This is a genomic window from Citrobacter sp. Cpo037, assembly GCF_030332945.1.
Classification (GTDB): domain Bacteria; phylum Pseudomonadota; class Gammaproteobacteria; order Enterobacterales; family Enterobacteriaceae; genus Citrobacter; species Citrobacter portucalensis.
In genome coordinates, this window is the sequence record NZ_JAOWGW010000068.1 from 1 (window position 1) to 14,161 (window position 14,161).

Here is a 14,161-nt window from a genome sequence, read left to right on the forward strand (position 1 = left end):
CAGCATAATATCGAGCTTCTTCTGCAAGGCGTCCGAGCATGTCGGCGAGCACTGCGGCGTCGGCTCCGGCTGTTTTGCTTCTGACGGCAGTGGCAAGATCTGCGGTGTGCTTTGCGGCGTCCAGGCGAGTGGCAAGCTTTGTTGCTTCGGTACGCAGCTGGTTAACAGTGGCAGACAGGCCAGCAGCAGTGGCAGCGGATTTAGCGGCTTGTGCTTGTGCATCTTTTACAGCCTCATCACGGGCAATAATACGCCCTTGTTCAATCATGCGAGCGGCGGTCTGTGCGTTCGCTGTTTGCGATGATTCTACGCTGTCACGCTCGGCCCACTTCTTTTCCCAACCGCGGCTGCTCCATACACTACCCGCGAAGAATGCAACGGCCACCAGCAACAAAATAACAATGAACTGATAGCGCAGGCTCACTGGTCTATCCCCCAGCACGTCAACGCGCTTTCCTGGTCTCGCCGTTCAACCTGACCATAGCAACCGTTCTTCTGCCCTTTGGTCAGACGACAATCGCGACCACCGTCTTTTATCCACCAGCGGATCGCTTCACAGGCACCTTCACGGTCGCCAGCATTTATTCGCTTATAGAACGTAGATGGGAAACATTTTCCGGGACCGATGTTATATGGGCAGAAAGACGCGATCCCGGCTTTCTGTGGTTCGGTCAGTGGTACTTTGATATTTCGGTCAACCCACGCCAGTGCCTTATCACGCTCAATGGCGTTTACCTGATCGCATTTCTCAGCAGACAGCTTCATGCCCTGAACTACTGGCTTACCATCAACCATCGTGGCGCCACGGCAAATAGTCCAGATGCCGGAGCCATCCTTGTATGCGGTCAGACTGTTGCCTTCTTTCTCATCCAGAAACTGATCGAGAATCACGGGCGCGGAAGCCCCCGCAAGAATTAAACCAACGACCGCTGCACTCAGTTTATTCTTCAGCTTTGGTGGCATAGCCATTGCGCCGATCCTCCCGTTCTTTCCAGCGGAAATACCAGTTCACTGCACAGGTGATAACGGTGCATGCGATACCGACAATAATTGCCCAGTCGCTCAGGCTTAACCCTGCAATTCTGTCGGCCAACATCCAGGACACCTCTTTTGCTGTTTTAGCTGTTTCGGCATATGCCTTCGCTGATACACCGCAGCCGGCAAGCGTGGTTCCTGATCCATATGAAAGTCTGCTGTAAATGGTGCTCATTCTGGTCATAGCCTCACCTCCGATTTTTCGGATGGCGCTGTGTGTGATGAAAAGGTCAGGCTTCACGGGCTGGATTTATCAACAAAGCACGTAGCGGATGATTCCCGTGAGCCTGAAATAGAAAAGGCCACGCAAATGCGCAGCCTGTAACCAGAAATCAATATTGTCTTTACATCAATTTTTCTTAAGGTTAAATTCTTCTGACAAGTTGATGAAAGACAACTTGAATATTAGCTATTTGTTCTCTGTTATGCCCGCAACCCAATGCGGGCTTTTTTTCGCCCTGCTAAAAGTTCCACCGTTGTGAGCCTTTTTGCTATGCAATAATGGATGCGTGGTGCCGGGTGTCTCCCGGTGATCCTTTGGCTGACAACCCATGCCTCACGAACATTTCACAACGGGATATAGAAAAGGCCGTGCATTTGCATAGCCCTGAAAGATGTTTATGCTTTATTAATTCGCTGGAATATCTGGCATGGCGCGATCCATAGAAGAGCTAATTAACGCCTTAATAGCGTTGCATACCTGATAAAATCCACCCAGCTGAGATGAGACAGAAAAACGGGAGACGTCGTCTCCTGAGCCTACTTCAGCATAAAATGATGAGTTCTCATACCAGAGTGAGATGCTTACGCCCTGCCTGTAGCCACCTGTTAGCGGAGAATCATCAAGAGTGGTTGCAATCACGAAATTCAAGTGGTAACGGCTGTCCATATTGAGTTGGGGGATTAAGACAGGAAAGAACTTCCCCTCCTCCTCCCAAATACCAATGTCCACATAAGGCCATCTTGTTCCGTCAGAACCAGTCCACTCACGAGATGTAAGATCAAGAGAACCTGAATACTCTCGTAGTAGTTCGCTCGCCTTCTCCTGAAGTTTATCCTGTAACTTCCATTGCGCCTCGACCAGTTTAGTGCGTTTTTCTTTCAGATCCTTAAATGTTAATTCCATGCCACTCTCCAGACAACTTTTGAAAGGAATCTGCATAGTAACTCACCCTGAAAGCACATGGTTATATTTCACTTACACTGAGTGCGAAAAGCAAAAACCCGCACGATGGCGGGTTTATTTTTTGTTCTGTTGCTCAGTTCGCTTTAACGTCCCGAGCCTACCACAATTTAAGCACTTTCTTGCTCACTCTGCAACTTAAATCTGTCGCTATTTGTGCCGAATGCGTCACAAACTGGAGCGTACAGGATCGATTCTGCCAGACTTAGCCAAGTGTCAATGCGACGACGGCAGGTGATCAGTGGCCAATCAGGATGTTTAGCCTGCAGTTCATTGGCCATCTGCAGCTTGCTCTTACGTAGGCGATGGCGGTCGACAATCACGCTATAGAGCGATCGGTAGTCATCATTCATCAGTACAGAAGCAATGACACCGTCCACTAACAACCCTTCTTCGTCTGAACAGAACGCCAGGCCGCTTTTATTTTTGCTGTTGAGGATTTCACGCAGGTACGCTTCAAGTTCAGGCTTGGTGATTCCTGATTTCTTCATGCGGCGCAGAGCATCATTGATAGCTGTCTTGGTGATTTTCCCAGATGCCAGAAGCTGGTTAAACATGTTCCCACCACTACCACCGCCGATATAAGACCAGCGGCCCCACATGCGCAACTTACCCTGTATCCAGATGCTTTCCAGAGTACGAAGACGAACCATTTCACCAGATTTACCAACTTCAGAAGGATTAATCATTTAGCGTTCTCCACTTACGCCAGTACGCCGATTGCCAGCGCACGATCTATAACCCGAAACACCAGGGCCAGTTGGTCACCGTATTTCGATTCAAATGCCACAGGATCAGCATGCAACTCGTCGTGATGCTCTCTGCACAGAGGAATCACAAACAGGTCGTGTGCCTTTGTACCCATTCCACCCTGCCCGTGGCCAATCAGATGGTGGGGGTCGTCAGCTTGCTTGTTACAGCAGACGCACGGCTGGGCCTTAACCCATCTCGTGTATTTCTCATTCACCCAGCGGCGACGCTTGGGTTTAAGCATGAAGGATTCCGGCGTCTCCGGGTCTACCTTCATCGCAACTATCTTTTTCGCTTTCTCCTGTACCAGTTGTTGAGCAGGTAATGTCGGAACAATATCGCTTTCACGAGTTACCGACTGGTTAGTCTCTTCCTTCAGACGAAGGGCTTTATGGGCTACGGCTTCAGGTATCTCGTCAGCCAGGTCGTTCCTGACCATCCACCAGCAAAACTCCGGCAGCGTCAGAATGTGGTCTTCACTGAAACCTAATTGGCCGTTTACAACCTTCAGTAGCCAGGATACCAGGTTTTCACGTGCTATACCCGCCAGACCTTCAGTGAACTGATCACGAATTTTTAAGTCACAGCCCCAGCACGTGCGGATTGAGCCAGGCGCATGCCGGGTGATGGTGTAGTTGCGATCATGCCACTCGCTGTGTGGGTACTGACATTCCAGTTTTCTTTCGAGCCAGGCATCCAGTGAATTCAGTCCACCAGCACGATGTATGACCTTCTGATTTTCGAAGACATCACGCATCAACGGATCGTTCTGAAGCTCCTGAGCAGTATCCGGCAGCATGCCAGACGGTAACTCAGCCATTGACTCTGTTTGTGGCTCGATAAGAACACGCCCACGTCTGAACAGATGCATCAGTTCACTGCCTGGGCGAAATATCACTACCCCGGTCATCGGTGCCACTTCAGGTGTCAGTAATGCCCTCACGCTACCTGCCCCTTAGCAATATGCTCTGCCCACAGGCCGCCAATCCAGCGAACACCCTTGGCGGTGAAGCGGGACTGATTAAACGCGTAATTTGTCTGGTTTGTCGTTCCTGTCTTCACCTCGAAGCGTCCTGCCTCGATATGCTTGCTCTTTGGCGTGAGAACACGGTTAAGCCGGTACATTATGCCGTTCTCAATCAGGAACATCGCAAACTCCGGCTCTTTGGCGTTAAGCAGCTTGGCGACCTGTCGAAAAGTCATTGACCCAGTAGCCGTAACATAACGATCAACGAACTCGGCCTTCGGTGCTGCAACTGCCAGTTCTTCACTCAGGCGCTGTTTCTGCTCTGCCAGATCAGCAGCAAGGCGCAGGGCCTCAGGAAGAGACCGGGGAACAATCATTCCACCGTTGCTCTCCAGTTCCTGCCAGCGGTCAACAAGTCGGGCGGTAAACTCCGGTGATAATTGGGCAACGATCACATAGCTATCTCGTTTGTTGACTTCATAATGATGGTAGGTTTGCCCGTTCTGGGGATGGGTGTACTGCAATGCAGCATACCCTCCAATCACACCGGAATTCATGAGACGCTCTATCGTTACGCAGACATTGCTGTGCCGGGAATCAACCAGTTTCGCAATCTCACGGCTGGACATGGTGATCTGCTGCCCTACTGTCGCTGCATGATGGGTCGGACATGTTACTGTTATGCTCATCTGTTGCATGCTCTGTCTCCACTTATCAGGCGGCTGCACCCGCCACGGTTTCAAATCGACTGATCGTTATCTCTACCATTCCAGGCTTTACTACCGGCCCCCACTCAATTGCCATCCGTTTAACCTGACTGTCGTCTTCCCAAACTCTGGCATTCGTCAGTGCGTCGAACAGCGCTTTGTTGTAGTTGTCCAGATCCCTCCGTCTGTTATCTGGCGGGAAAAGAACTATGTTTACCTCAACGTTGACGTTAACTGGTTTCGGTATGCCGCCGTACTGCTGCACAACAGAGGCATAAACGTTCTTCTTGAACTTCCTCCCCATCTCACTTATCAGATGCTTACCCTTTAACGCCCCACGGTCAGGTGACCGGTAATAGGTGTTAACTGTTGGCGGGAATGGCAGCGTTAATTTCATGGCTGAACACTCCTCGCTTCCAGCCATGACAAGGCGCGTTCTCTTGAATCACTATCACCGTTAATGAGTGACTTGATGATCGATATCGCGTCTGCCTCATCATTTCCTGAAATAACGGTGATCCCCCTGGAAACTCCAGGCGCTACTGAGATATATCCCTTCTTCGCTATGGCCTTCACATGCTCCGCTGCCGCGTTCGGTGATGAGCAACCAATCAGCCCTGCCAGTTCACATATCGTTGGAGGGAATCCGAACCGGCGCTGATAGTTCACGATCGAACCAAGTACTTCACTTTGTCTCACAGTAAGATTGTTCACTTCAGCGCTCCTTAATCCGCTTATTCAGAATCCCAACTTCGAGATACAAATGAGATGGTGTAAAGCCAAGCTGCTTAACCATCCCCATGGCACCGTTAAAAATTGGCCTGGCTATTTCGTCACAATTCATGCCAGGGTTAGCCTTGCGTTTAGCAGTTATTTCCTCGTTGCATCTTCTGGCGATGTTACGAAGCGCGTTACGTGCTTCAACGTCCTGCATAAGCCACCTCCAACAACGGAGCAGGTTTACCAACGTAACCAGGAAACATGATTACATCAGGGTTTTCTGCCTGATTTCCCCAGTGATGCCAGCCGGGAGCAGCACAGCGACTGAACAACTCAATGCGTGACACATCGCCGTATAATTTCTCCAAGCGGTAACGCGCTTCTGCTGGCTTCTGGCTGTGTTCACCGAGTGGACTGTAGATAACCTGTTTTATGCTGGCGTTCTGACGCTCAAGACCTTTCCCTCTGGTGGCAATTAGCAAATCCTCGGTATTTGCGCGAGTATGGTTACCACCGTTCATTCGGGTCTGAGCGTTCAACAGGTCGAGGAAGTCGTAAAAATCCTCTACTCCACCAGCCTGAAGCGCTTTATTGATATGCTGTTCTGCCAGTGAGTTAAACTTCACCCAGGTGAATCCCTTCATGGTCCGAACCTTAAAACCCCATGCCTCAGCAAGTTCGATCGCTTCACGGGTATGTGTACCGGTGAACCACATGGCCAGAACTGAATCTTCGGCGGCCAGTTCCCAGACAGGAAGGCGTTTAATGTCGATGAGTTTCATCGTGCCGTAATGGTTTTCCGCTGCGCCATTGCTGATAGTGTTCCCGTATTCCCACGGTGGATCGGCGTAAATCAGTGAATAGTTCATTAACGGCCTCCCGAAAATCGACCAGCCAGATAGCATCCGTCTTCGGCAATAACTGCTGGTTTAGCCAGGCCAAGACAGCGCTGACGTTCTGCCAGTATTGCTGCTCGCTCTGATTCAATGGCTGATGCGCTGAACGCCTCCATGTAAATTGTCGCGGCACGGTGAAAAAGACCTTTCGACTCCAGACCTTTTGCCGTTTCCATCAAGGCGCTGACTTCAGGACTTGGTTCAAACACTTCGAAGTGGCAATCTGCTGGCGGTTCCGCGTAGTAACGGAATTGGCGACCGTCGCGTTTACGCGTGGCAAGCCCAGAACCATACAGGCGGCAAACGGCGAGTTGGAGCATGTCCAGGCTGAATTGGGTCAGACCTTCGATGATGTCCCTGGTCGTTGAGCCGGGGTTCATGGCAATAAACATCTGGACCATTTTCAGAATGCTCATCGTTACCCCCTGAACCCTGGTGGAATAGCGCTGTAATCAGTGTTCTTGAAGCTGGGTTTGAAGATGCCATCTTCACGGGCCCATTCCCCATTCACTCGTTCAGGTCGGCCAGCTTTGTCCCAGTTATTTGCAGACTTGAGGTATCCCGGGAACTTGGACGGCTGGAAAAGCGTCTGTGGTCGCAGGTAATCAGACATCTTCAGGTCATCGCCCCACTTCGCGTTGCAGTAATCCACCACCAGCGACAACTCTTCAACGGTGAACCCTTCGCCGATTCGTGCTCGGATGTTTTGCATTGACGTGGTTGAAACCTGGTAGCGTGAGTTCGTGACCTGGTTCAGGTGAACCAAAACCTGTTTAGCCTGATCAGTAATCAACACATCTCGGTCTGGTTGCACCGCAACCGGACAAGAGTCTTTACCTGTAATCTCTGTAGTACTCTCTGTTGTAATCTCTGTAGGATCATCAGTGCATTTTGACCTGATGACAGCGGTTCGTTTTGACCTGATGGAGCGTGTCACTTTGACCTCTTCCATCGTGTCATTTTGACCTGATGGAACAGCGCATTTTGACCTCTTCGATTCAGTCACTTTGACTTCATCTAAAAGCTCGCTTTCATAGTTGATCGTGTAGAAGTTGGTCATGTCGCGTTGAGACTTGTTCAGTTGCTCAATTTTGAGCACACCGAGTGTCTTCAGGCGGGTGAAGGTTCGCTTCAGAGTCGACTCTGACCAGAACGGGAACTGCTCCAGCCACTGTTCAGTCGTGTTGTAAATCCAGCGAACACCGTCACGCTCCATGCCAGACGTTGTTTCTTTCAGCCAGTAGTTAATCTGCTGCAATGCAATCGCCTCATTCAGGCCAATGCTGTACGCAAGGTCAGGATTTATCACTATTGGCCGGGATGTCATTAACAGGCTCATTCGGACCCTCTATTTCCCGGAATTTACGCTGAAACTGTTCGAGAGGACTGAAGCACTCATGTTCGTATCCGTCGCGCAGGTATATAACCCGTTGAGTTTCTGGCTCCCACCGGATAACCCTGACTGGGACGCCGTAGCTGTCTTTAAACCGTCTGTTGAGTGCTCGCATATGCGTTTCGCCCTCCGCTGGAACACACCCACAATTGCGATAGCTCTTCTGTGGTTACAAGGAATCCACCGACCTGATACCATGCGCTCATACCGAAACAGCGAGGTTCCATGCACTGGAATTCCACGGAGTTGCGGAAGACGGTTATTTGCCGTTAAACTGTTCATGCGTTAGTTTCTCCACTGATACGACACGCCACGGAGCCCGGAGCTGCACACTCGCGGGCTTCATTCTTTTCTGGAAGGCAATAAACACGTGAAATCAAGTTCAGGAACGTCATAAGTGTTACCCTGAACTGGTAGGCTATTTCGTTCAGGCTGTCCCATTCCCCTTTATCAACCACACCATCATCGATGTATCGACGATATGCGTTAACCAGGTCACCGAGCCTGCCCACCAGCTCAGCCAGCTTTAAGCCAATCTCCTCGTTCTCTGTATCTGGTGCCGCGCCAGGGATATGAATGCCGTTATCGGTTTGACGAGAAAACGCATCAGCTATGTAGCTAACACCAGCAGCTTTCTGTAGCACCATCGCCCACCCCATAGGGAAGATTTGATCCCCATCCACACGGAGGCGGTTAAAAAGCGCGTTCTCTGTTACCCCCAGCCATTCCGCAGCTTCGGCATAACCGCCAGGTAGATCAGTGATCGTCTTTTTTATCGCAGCCACCAGCCAGGCTGGCTGACGCTCGACTTTCCAAATAGGTTCATTACCCACGGCTTGCTCCTTCGTCCTGTGGTTTTATGTCTGTACTCGCGCCTGTACAGTTCGAATAGCGATGTGGATAAAGGATTTCTAGCTCATTGATTTTTCCAGAGAAGAAACTGACAAGACGCTCAGCAATATCCAGTGAAGCGATTTGCTGCCCTCGCTCTATCCGACTTAGATTTCCCGGGTCGATATCAACCCCTTTCGCTACATAGGAAAGAGTCATACCTTGCGATTTACGCAAGATTCGTAACGGTGATTGCATATACCCTCCTTTAATTGCGTATAACGCATATTAATTGGAACATACAACTTGCGCAAGTTGCTTTGCACATCACGCAAAAAAAACATGTAATAGACGCATGAACATAGGAAATCGCATAAGAGAACTTCGCACTGCGAAGGGTCTAAAAATCGCTGATCTTGCTGAAGCCGTTGGTGTCGACGGAGCTAACATCTCGCGTGTAGAAACTGGCAAGCAGAAGTCATTTACTGAACAATCACTTAGCAAATATGCTCAAGCTTTAGGCGTTAGCGTTGCTGATCTATTTACTCCAGGTGGAAATAAAACTACTGTATGTGAATACAGTGGTAGTAACCCACATTCTGGAGATGGATCTGTGTTTAGAGTGGAGATTCTTGATGTTAGTGCCAGTGCTGGTGGCGGCTTTATTCAAGGCAGCGACATCATCGATGTCATCAGGTCAATCGAATACAACAATGAACGTGCGCTAGCGATGTTCGGTGGAAGAACGGCAGATCAAGTAAAGGTAATCAACGTTCGAGGCGACAGTATGGCTGAGACAATCGAGCCTGGTGATCTTCTCTTCGTTGATATCTCTATTCATGAGTTCGACGGTGATGGAATCTATGTATTTGGTTTTGATGATAAAATTTACGTCAAACGATTACAGATGATACCTGATAAGTTGTTGGTGATATCTGATAACCCAAAATATAGAGAATGGTCCGTGGACAAGACCAACGAACACCGTTTTTACATTTTTGGGAAAGTAATGATAAGCCAATCTCAATCATTCAAACGTCACGCCTGACGCTACATATCAATGTTGAAACCGCCTTTAGGGCGGTTTTTTTATGCACCTTACATTGCGTATTTCGCAATTATTTACTTGCGTTTTGCGCAATTTAATTTTATTGTCTACTCCATAGCGAACAGGCAGGACGCCCACGAAGTAGCCGCCGGTGGCATATGAATAACCGGATGATTCGCAGGTAACAAAAAAGCGCCCTACTGGACGCTTCGCTCTTTAACAATCTGGATATCCTATTAATACAGGTTATTTTTTATCGTTAGTTTCATCAACAGATTTGCTTTGTATTTGAGCATAATTCTTAATGCTGAAGAAACAAAAAAGTCGTAAGAAAACTAAAAAACCCGCCATTGAAACATATAAGGAGCGGGAGGCACTCCCCTTCAGAAAGGCCTCGAATATGAGTGAACAAAAGACACCTATCATTATGTAAAGCAAAAATAAAAAAAAGTTCGCTGTTCTAGGACAATCCCAATTACGGCCAGATGTGAATATAACCCTATCTTCAAATCTATATGATAGCGCCCACAAAGAAGCACACAAAGCGACCCAAGCACTGATGATACCTATTGGCATTTTAAAAATCTGTTCAACGCTAATAGCTCCACTAAATAGCCCAGTAATATAAACACCGATCATAGAGCAAACAATACCGCTCAAAATGCCACGAATTCCACTGTAATAGTTTTTATTGGTATCGAATGGGATTTTTAATTTTTTTTCACCAGCCACAAAAAAAACCTTAAAAATAAATGTATTAGGATATCCAGATTACTCTAATCATTGCTTTAGTTAAATAGCTACTCACTACCTATCTTGGTAGCTATTTAACACGACAGCATAATAACGATGGAGCAACCCGTTGCGCTAAGCACCTTTTGATGGGGCATTTACTGAAACGAAACCAAAACTTTTATTCGCCTTTTGGCGAGGGATTCGTGCAACCAAAATTCAGCGCCGTGCAGGGCGCATATAACACGGAGAAACTAACCATGACGACCACACAGAACGTCACTGAGTTACAACCACGTATGACCAGAGAGCAACTGATCGATGCAGCCCGTAAAGCTGCCCCTCTCCTGCCACCTGCTTCCCAGTGGCTGATGAATGAACTGGCGAACCGCTACGATGTTCAGGGTGTCGCGCTGTGCGAGTCAATGGAACAGCGTAAAGCACTGGCCATCGAGAACACCGTATTACGTGATGACGTTATTTGCTGGGCAAAAGAATGCGATCGCATTGTTGAAAGACACACAAAAACACGTAGCAACCTTCACCTTCTGGAAGCTCAGTGCGAACTGCGTGAGTTAACCCCGGTAACTAATGTTGTGATGAATGAAGGGGCTAAGTGATGGCCGCCAACTCATTCAAACAGATGTCCCGTGACGGGACCATCAAGCGCACCGATACCGGGATGTTTATCAGCCTTGAACATATCCACGTGCGCGAAGGTTTCAACAAGCGTGAAGACGACGAACGCACCCGTCAGGCAGATGACGACCTTTTTAACTATCTGATGAACGGCGGCACCGTTCCTCCGCTGGAGGTTATCGCACGTGATGAAGGCGGTGTGTGGATTGTTGAAGGCCATCGCCGTCGTCGCTGCTACGCACGTTGTGCTGAAGCTGGTAAGCCAGTAGACCGCATTCATATCATGCCGTTTAACGGTAACGATGTGCAGCGACTGGCTCGCATCATGACCAGTAATAACCAACTCCCACTTTCCGATATTGAACAGTCTGCTGTTATTCAGGAGCTTCATAACGCTTTCAACCAGACCACCAGCGAGATTGCAAAGCTGGTCAATAAGTCTGTAGCGACCGTTGAGAAGTTGCTCACTCTGAGCACCGCTAATTATGACGTTCAGCAGGAAGTTAAATCTGGTGCCGTATCTGTTGATGTTGCTGTTGACCGCGTTCGTGAGTTTGGCGAACAGGCTGGCGAAGTTCTCCAGCACGATAAAGCCGTAGCCGCCGCCCAGGGGAAAACAAAGGTTACGCGCAGCTCTATCGCGCCAGAACTCAACATTAAAAGTGCTCGCCGGTTCGTGGAGTTAATGGCCATGGCGACGATCAGCGATGAAGGCGTGTTCAATTTGCAAGGCACGGCACTGGCTGAAGCGCTGGCGATCATCGACGAACATAAAACCATTGCTGAAGCTCGCGAAACCTATCGCCTTTCACAGCCAATCCCTACTACAGAGATTATCGGGAAGGTGCTGTATGTGAAGCTGGACGGTAAGGAAATCGGCTCGGCAATAATTTATCGCGGTAAGAACGTCACGCTCGACCTAGGTGATAGAAAAATAATCGCCAGCCAGTCAAAAGCAGTGGCCCACTTCGTTAAACAACACAAACTTCAGCAGGTACATACCAATGCAAACGATCAATAACCGTATGACAGAAACTCAAATTGCTGATCTCTTCAGCCTGGCGGTTCAGTTGCAGGTTAAAGCTGAAGAATCAGATGATCGTGATACTGCAATTTTGGCCTACTCAATTCAAAACGCCTGCTCAAATTTAACGGAATCCCAGCGCGAGTTCCGTGCAGCAGACGCGACTATTCACAATCTTGAACTGAAACTCGCAGACATGGCAGTACAGCTCGCTAACTCCGAGAGCAAGTGCAGGGCGCTGGCGGCGGAATTAAGCGCTGTAGATAAAATTCACAATGAAGCGGTATTTATCACCGACGACCATTACGAACAATGTCCGCCAGAAGTGCAGAAGATGATTCGCTCCCTGGCTGTGTTACAGATACCTGCTTACGACGCGTTCCTGGCTGAAGTGCGGGCCAGTGGTGTGGAGATGTTTGCCGGGGAGATTGGCGATTATGCAAAAGGTAAAAGCCCAGCAACCGCAGAAATCATTAAGGCTACTGGTCGAAATGCTTTGAGGTTCGCCGCCCAGCTTCGCAAAGGAGCCGCTCTATGAGCAAATCGTACATCGTCATTCAGCAATATCTGTGGTGCAACGAAAACGGTCATGGGATTGAGTATGTGTCTGACTGCGTTGAATTCGATAAGCGCGACAAGGCCATCAAACATGGTCTTAAACAGCAAGGTAGCGACGATTTCAACATCGGTGTTATCGATGGTGGGCGCCTGATGTCGTTCGACTGGATGGATAAGCCGGTTGGGGAGAGTCAGGACGTTTTGGCGGCAATTGCAGGAGCCATAGGTTACGAAGGAGAAGCCCAATGACAGCACTCAACAAACAGGCTCTGCGTGTTCCTGAGCGCAAAAGACGTGACTGGAGTCAGGCGGTAATGCGTGATTGCGACTTCTGTAGCCAATGGGCACTAACTGTTAAGCATGACGACGGCGGACATATATGCGCTAGTTGCTGCGACGCTGAATACACATCTGAGCTTAAGTGCGCTCTTGAATCAGCGATTGACCGCGCTGAAGCCGCAGATAAGCGCATAGCAGAACTGGAATCGCGGACGGTTACTCTTCCAAAGGCATTGAACAGTTACGCTGGCGTGAAAATCTATCGCCCGAATGATGTTATCGAAGCTATCCGCGCCGCTGGCATTGGCGTGAAGGGGGAGTGAGATGGATAAATTAATCAAACCTACCACCAAAGGTAAATATGACGGTTCATGTGATTATCTTTGCTCGGACGATGCGCGATTCATCGTTATGCGCGGCGATTATACGGAAGCGGAAATAATTCAGGCTTCTGTGTCCCAAGATGTAATTGACTCGGATGGTGCCGCTGATTTTGCAAGTAGCGCCCGCTATTACCAGTGCTGGTACAAAGTTAGCCCAATAGGTGGTCAGGATGGCTATTCAGGCTGGCATCATCCTCGTGACTCGCCGTGTCGCGGTGCATATTTCGCATCAGTTTTGCAATGGGATTAAGGAGGACTAACCCATGACAACTAACAACCACCCAGCGCACGGTCCTGTATCACTCAATCGCCTGCACCAGATAAGCGAAATACTCAGCAAAGCAGCAGCACAAAGCGACGGCGGGAATCTCGGCTACGCAATGGCTGATGCTGTGAAGGTTATTGATGGGGCTATTGCGGCATTTGGTGCTGAGCCTGCACCAGTAGATATTGAAATGCTGGCCACTGTACTGAGAAACGCTCCGTTAGCGCCGTCAGATAGCCAGGGCAAGCCGAGAGCGCCGGTAGTGCCGGATGAAGATCCGCGAGATGCATTCGAGCGAACATTCAAAATGCCGAAGCATGTCACCCGCTGCGGTACCGGATATGCAGTAACGGCATATTCCGCATGGTTAGCCCATGATTTCGTTAGGATGTGGGAGGGCTGGAACGCCTGCCGCGCCGCCATGCTTCAGGCTGGCAACTCTCCGGTAACTCCGGATGGTTGGATTCCGGTAAGCGAGCGGATGCCTGACAAGCTCATCCCAGTAATGGTCATGTACGCTGATGGTGAAATGTGGTCGGCAATGTGGAGTGGTCAATTCTGGGATGACGGATGCACAATTCCAGATCCCCACGCAATTACGCACTGGCGGGAAATGCCAGCAGCACCTCAGCAGGAGAATGTATAACGTGAACAATTTAATGATCGACCTTGAATCCATGGGCAAAAAACCGAATGCCCCTATCGTCTCCATTGGTGCCGTGTTTTTCGATCCGCAAAGCGGTGAACTGGG

Annotated in this window: 26 protein-coding genes; 9 read left to right on the plus strand and 17 right to left on the minus strand. The window is 49.3% G+C overall.

All coding sequences use genetic code 11. The annotated features are described in order from the left end of the window. From OGX94_RS24995 to OGX94_RS15710, 16 genes are all read right to left on the minus strand, one after another. Window positions 1-222, minus strand: a 222-nt coding sequence (locus OGX94_RS24995) for a hypothetical protein (protein WP_502873445.1), incomplete at its 3' end; no start/stop codon positions are given. 198 nt (window positions 223-420) lie between these two features. After that, complete coding sequence (locus OGX94_RS15640) at window positions 421-969, minus strand: lysozyme (protein WP_115601849.1); 549 nt, start codon at window positions 967-969, stop codon at window positions 421-423. After that, window positions 941-1,219 carry a phage holin gene (locus OGX94_RS15645; protein WP_016150433.1) on the minus strand — a complete coding sequence of 93 codons (279 nt, stop codon included), beginning with the start codon at window positions 1,217-1,219 and terminating at the stop codon, window positions 941-943. Before OGX94_RS15645 ends, OGX94_RS15640 begins: the two co-directional genes overlap by 29 nt. Before the next feature lie 444 nt (window positions 1,220-1,663). Continuing rightward, window positions 1,664-2,161, minus strand: a complete 498-nt coding sequence (locus tag OGX94_RS15650) for a hypothetical protein (protein ID WP_000423994.1) — start codon at window positions 2,159-2,161, stop codon at window positions 1,664-1,666. Window positions 2,162-2,328: 167 nt separating this feature from the next. Then, window positions 2,329-2,907, minus strand: a complete 579-nt coding sequence (locus OGX94_RS15655; RefSeq protein ID WP_033558943.1) for a DUF1133 family protein — start codon at window positions 2,905-2,907, stop codon at window positions 2,329-2,331. 14 nt (window positions 2,908-2,921) lie between these two features. Further along, the gene (locus OGX94_RS15660; protein WP_257661557.1) at window positions 2,922-3,911 is read right to left on the minus strand and encodes a DUF968 domain-containing protein; all 990 of its coding nucleotides are present in this window, start codon (window positions 3,909-3,911) and stop codon (window positions 2,922-2,924) included. Next, window positions 3,908-4,624: a phage antirepressor KilAC domain-containing protein gene (locus OGX94_RS15665; RefSeq protein WP_050542098.1), complete on the minus strand. Its 717-nt coding sequence runs from the start codon at window positions 4,622-4,624 to the stop codon at window positions 3,908-3,910. Before OGX94_RS15665 ends, OGX94_RS15660 begins: the two co-directional genes overlap by 4 nt. A 25-nt stretch (window positions 4,625-4,649) precedes the next feature. Beyond that, window positions 4,650-5,039, minus strand: a complete 390-nt coding sequence (locus OGX94_RS15670; RefSeq protein WP_047715865.1) for a RusA family crossover junction endodeoxyribonuclease — start codon at window positions 5,037-5,039, stop codon at window positions 4,650-4,652. Beyond that, window positions 5,036-5,356, minus strand: a complete 321-nt coding sequence (locus OGX94_RS15675; protein WP_257661556.1) for a LexA family protein — start codon at window positions 5,354-5,356, stop codon at window positions 5,036-5,038. Before OGX94_RS15675 ends, OGX94_RS15670 begins: the two co-directional genes overlap by 4 nt. Before the next feature lies 1 nt (window position 5,357). Further along, entirely contained in the window at window positions 5,358-5,576 is a 219-nt protein-coding gene (locus tag OGX94_RS15680; protein ID WP_003833987.1) for a hypothetical protein, read from the minus strand. Next, complete coding sequence (locus tag OGX94_RS15685; protein WP_257661555.1) at window positions 5,563-6,231, minus strand: MT-A70 family methyltransferase; 669 nt, start codon at window positions 6,229-6,231, stop codon at window positions 5,563-5,565. Before OGX94_RS15685 ends, OGX94_RS15680 begins: the two co-directional genes overlap by 14 nt. Beyond that, window positions 6,231-6,674, minus strand: a complete 444-nt coding sequence (locus tag OGX94_RS15690; RefSeq protein WP_286569571.1) for a hypothetical protein — start codon at window positions 6,672-6,674, stop codon at window positions 6,231-6,233. Before OGX94_RS15690 ends, OGX94_RS15685 begins: the two co-directional genes overlap by 1 nt. Before the next feature lie 2 nt (window positions 6,675-6,676). Continuing rightward, window positions 6,677-7,597, minus strand: coding sequence for a conserved phage C-terminal domain-containing protein (locus OGX94_RS15695; RefSeq protein WP_257661553.1), 921 nt, complete (start codon window positions 7,595-7,597; stop codon window positions 6,677-6,679). Continuing rightward, on the minus strand, window positions 7,554-7,766 hold the full coding sequence (locus tag OGX94_RS15700) for a DUF4222 domain-containing protein (protein ID WP_116359839.1): 213 nt from the start codon (window positions 7,764-7,766) through the stop codon (window positions 7,554-7,556). The genes OGX94_RS15695 and OGX94_RS15700 overlap by 44 nt, the downstream gene beginning before the upstream one ends. 163 nt (window positions 7,767-7,929) lie before the next feature. Beyond that, complete coding sequence (locus tag OGX94_RS15705) at window positions 7,930-8,484, minus strand: YmfL family putative regulatory protein (protein WP_257661552.1); 555 nt, start codon at window positions 8,482-8,484, stop codon at window positions 7,930-7,932. Beyond that, window positions 8,477-8,740, minus strand: coding sequence for a helix-turn-helix domain-containing protein (locus OGX94_RS15710; protein ID WP_257661551.1), 264 nt, complete (start codon window positions 8,738-8,740; stop codon window positions 8,477-8,479). The genes OGX94_RS15705 and OGX94_RS15710 overlap by 8 nt, the downstream gene beginning before the upstream one ends. 97 nt (window positions 8,741-8,837) lie before the next feature. On the opposite strand from OGX94_RS15710, the gene OGX94_RS15715 reads away from it, so the two are divergent. Continuing rightward, a complete protein-coding gene (locus OGX94_RS15715; RefSeq protein WP_060854491.1) occupies window positions 8,838-9,530 on the plus strand; it encodes an XRE family transcriptional regulator in 693 nt (230 codons plus the stop codon). Window positions 9,531-9,776: 246 nt separating this feature from the next. Here OGX94_RS15715 and OGX94_RS15720 read toward each other — a convergent pair whose 3' ends face one another. Beyond that, complete coding sequence (locus tag OGX94_RS15720; RefSeq protein WP_257661550.1) at window positions 9,777-10,262, minus strand: hypothetical protein; 486 nt, start codon at window positions 10,260-10,262, stop codon at window positions 9,777-9,779. 260 nt (window positions 10,263-10,522) lie between these two features. Between OGX94_RS15720 and OGX94_RS15725 the strand changes: the two genes are divergently transcribed. From OGX94_RS15725 to OGX94_RS15760, 8 genes are all read left to right on the plus strand, one after another. Next, complete coding sequence (locus OGX94_RS15725) at window positions 10,523-10,882, plus strand: hypothetical protein (RefSeq protein ID WP_257661549.1); 360 nt, start codon at window positions 10,523-10,525, stop codon at window positions 10,880-10,882. Further along, a complete protein-coding gene (locus OGX94_RS15730; protein WP_286569573.1) occupies window positions 10,882-11,922 on the plus strand; it encodes a ParB-like helix-turn-helix domain-containing protein in 1,041 nt (346 codons plus the stop codon). Before OGX94_RS15725 ends, OGX94_RS15730 begins: the two co-directional genes overlap by 1 nt. After that, complete coding sequence (locus OGX94_RS15735) at window positions 11,906-12,463, plus strand: hypothetical protein (RefSeq protein ID WP_257661548.1); 558 nt, start codon at window positions 11,906-11,908, stop codon at window positions 12,461-12,463. Before OGX94_RS15730 ends, OGX94_RS15735 begins: the two co-directional genes overlap by 17 nt. Next, window positions 12,460-12,732: an antitoxin gene (locus OGX94_RS15740; protein WP_257661547.1), complete on the plus strand. Its 273-nt coding sequence runs from the start codon at window positions 12,460-12,462 to the stop codon at window positions 12,730-12,732. Before OGX94_RS15735 ends, OGX94_RS15740 begins: the two co-directional genes overlap by 4 nt. Further along, on the plus strand, window positions 12,729-13,085 hold the full coding sequence (locus OGX94_RS15745) for a hypothetical protein (protein WP_257661546.1): 357 nt from the start codon (window positions 12,729-12,731) through the stop codon (window positions 13,083-13,085). The genes OGX94_RS15740 and OGX94_RS15745 overlap by 4 nt, the downstream gene beginning before the upstream one ends. 1 nt (window position 13,086) lies before the next feature. Further along, complete coding sequence (locus OGX94_RS15750) at window positions 13,087-13,395, plus strand: hypothetical protein (protein ID WP_257661545.1); 309 nt, start codon at window positions 13,087-13,089, stop codon at window positions 13,393-13,395. A gap of 13 nt (window positions 13,396-13,408) precedes the next feature. Continuing rightward, the gene (locus OGX94_RS15755) at window positions 13,409-14,056 is read left to right on the plus strand and encodes a DUF551 domain-containing protein (protein ID WP_257661544.1); all 648 of its coding nucleotides are present in this window, start codon (window positions 13,409-13,411) and stop codon (window positions 14,054-14,056) included. Window position 14,057: 1 nt separating this feature from the next. After that, a partial coding sequence (locus OGX94_RS15760) for a 3'-5' exoribonuclease domain-containing protein (protein WP_286569576.1) occupies window positions 14,058-14,161 on the plus strand: 104 nt, incomplete at its 3' end.

Coding starts and splice junctions, on each gene's coding strand:
- OGX94_RS15680 (WP_003833987.1), bottom strand. CDS start 5,576: ATGCAGGACGTTGAAGCACGTAACGCGCTTCGTAACATCGCCAGAAGA.
- OGX94_RS15735 (WP_257661548.1), top strand. CDS start 11,906: ATGCAAACGATCAATAACCGTATGACAGAAACTCAAATTGCTGATCTC.
- OGX94_RS15690 (WP_286569571.1), bottom strand. CDS start 6,674: ATGAGCATTCTGAAAATGGTCCAGATGTTTATTGCCATGAACCCCGGC.
- OGX94_RS15740 (WP_257661547.1), top strand. CDS start 12,460: ATGAGCAAATCGTACATCGTCATTCAGCAATATCTGTGGTGCAACGAA.
- OGX94_RS15685 (WP_257661555.1), bottom strand. CDS start 6,231: ATGAACTATTCACTGATTTACGCCGATCCACCGTGGGAATACGGGAAC.
- OGX94_RS15695 (WP_257661553.1), bottom strand. CDS start 7,597: ATGAGCCTGTTAATGACATCCCGGCCAATAGTGATAAATCCTGACCTT.
- OGX94_RS15640 (WP_115601849.1), bottom strand. CDS start 969: ATGGCTATGCCACCAAAGCTGAAGAATAAACTGAGTGCAGCGGTCGTT.
- OGX94_RS15725 (WP_257661549.1), top strand. CDS start 10,523: ATGACGACCACACAGAACGTCACTGAGTTACAACCACGTATGACCAGA.
- OGX94_RS15670 (WP_047715865.1), bottom strand. CDS start 5,039: ATGAAATTAACGCTGCCATTCCCGCCAACAGTTAACACCTATTACCGG.
- OGX94_RS15665 (WP_050542098.1), bottom strand. CDS start 4,624: ATGAGCATAACAGTAACATGTCCGACCCATCATGCAGCGACAGTAGGG.
- OGX94_RS15730 (WP_286569573.1), top strand. CDS start 10,882: ATGGCCGCCAACTCATTCAAACAGATGTCCCGTGACGGGACCATCAAG.
- OGX94_RS15750 (WP_257661545.1), top strand. CDS start 13,087: ATGGATAAATTAATCAAACCTACCACCAAAGGTAAATATGACGGTTCA.
- OGX94_RS15645 (WP_016150433.1), bottom strand. CDS start 1,219: ATGACCAGAATGAGCACCATTTACAGCAGACTTTCATATGGATCAGGA.
- OGX94_RS15755 (WP_257661544.1), top strand. CDS start 13,409: ATGACAACTAACAACCACCCAGCGCACGGTCCTGTATCACTCAATCGC.
- OGX94_RS15655 (WP_033558943.1), bottom strand. CDS start 2,907: ATGATTAATCCTTCTGAAGTTGGTAAATCTGGTGAAATGGTTCGTCTT.
- OGX94_RS15745 (WP_257661546.1), top strand. CDS start 12,729: ATGACAGCACTCAACAAACAGGCTCTGCGTGTTCCTGAGCGCAAAAGA.
- OGX94_RS15700 (WP_116359839.1), bottom strand. CDS start 7,766: ATGCGAGCACTCAACAGACGGTTTAAAGACAGCTACGGCGTCCCAGTC.
- OGX94_RS15710 (WP_257661551.1), bottom strand. CDS start 8,740: ATGCAATCACCGTTACGAATCTTGCGTAAATCGCAAGGTATGACTCTT.
- OGX94_RS15650 (WP_000423994.1), bottom strand. CDS start 2,161: ATGGAATTAACATTTAAGGATCTGAAAGAAAAACGCACTAAACTGGTC.
- OGX94_RS15715 (WP_060854491.1), top strand. CDS start 8,838: ATGAACATAGGAAATCGCATAAGAGAACTTCGCACTGCGAAGGGTCTA.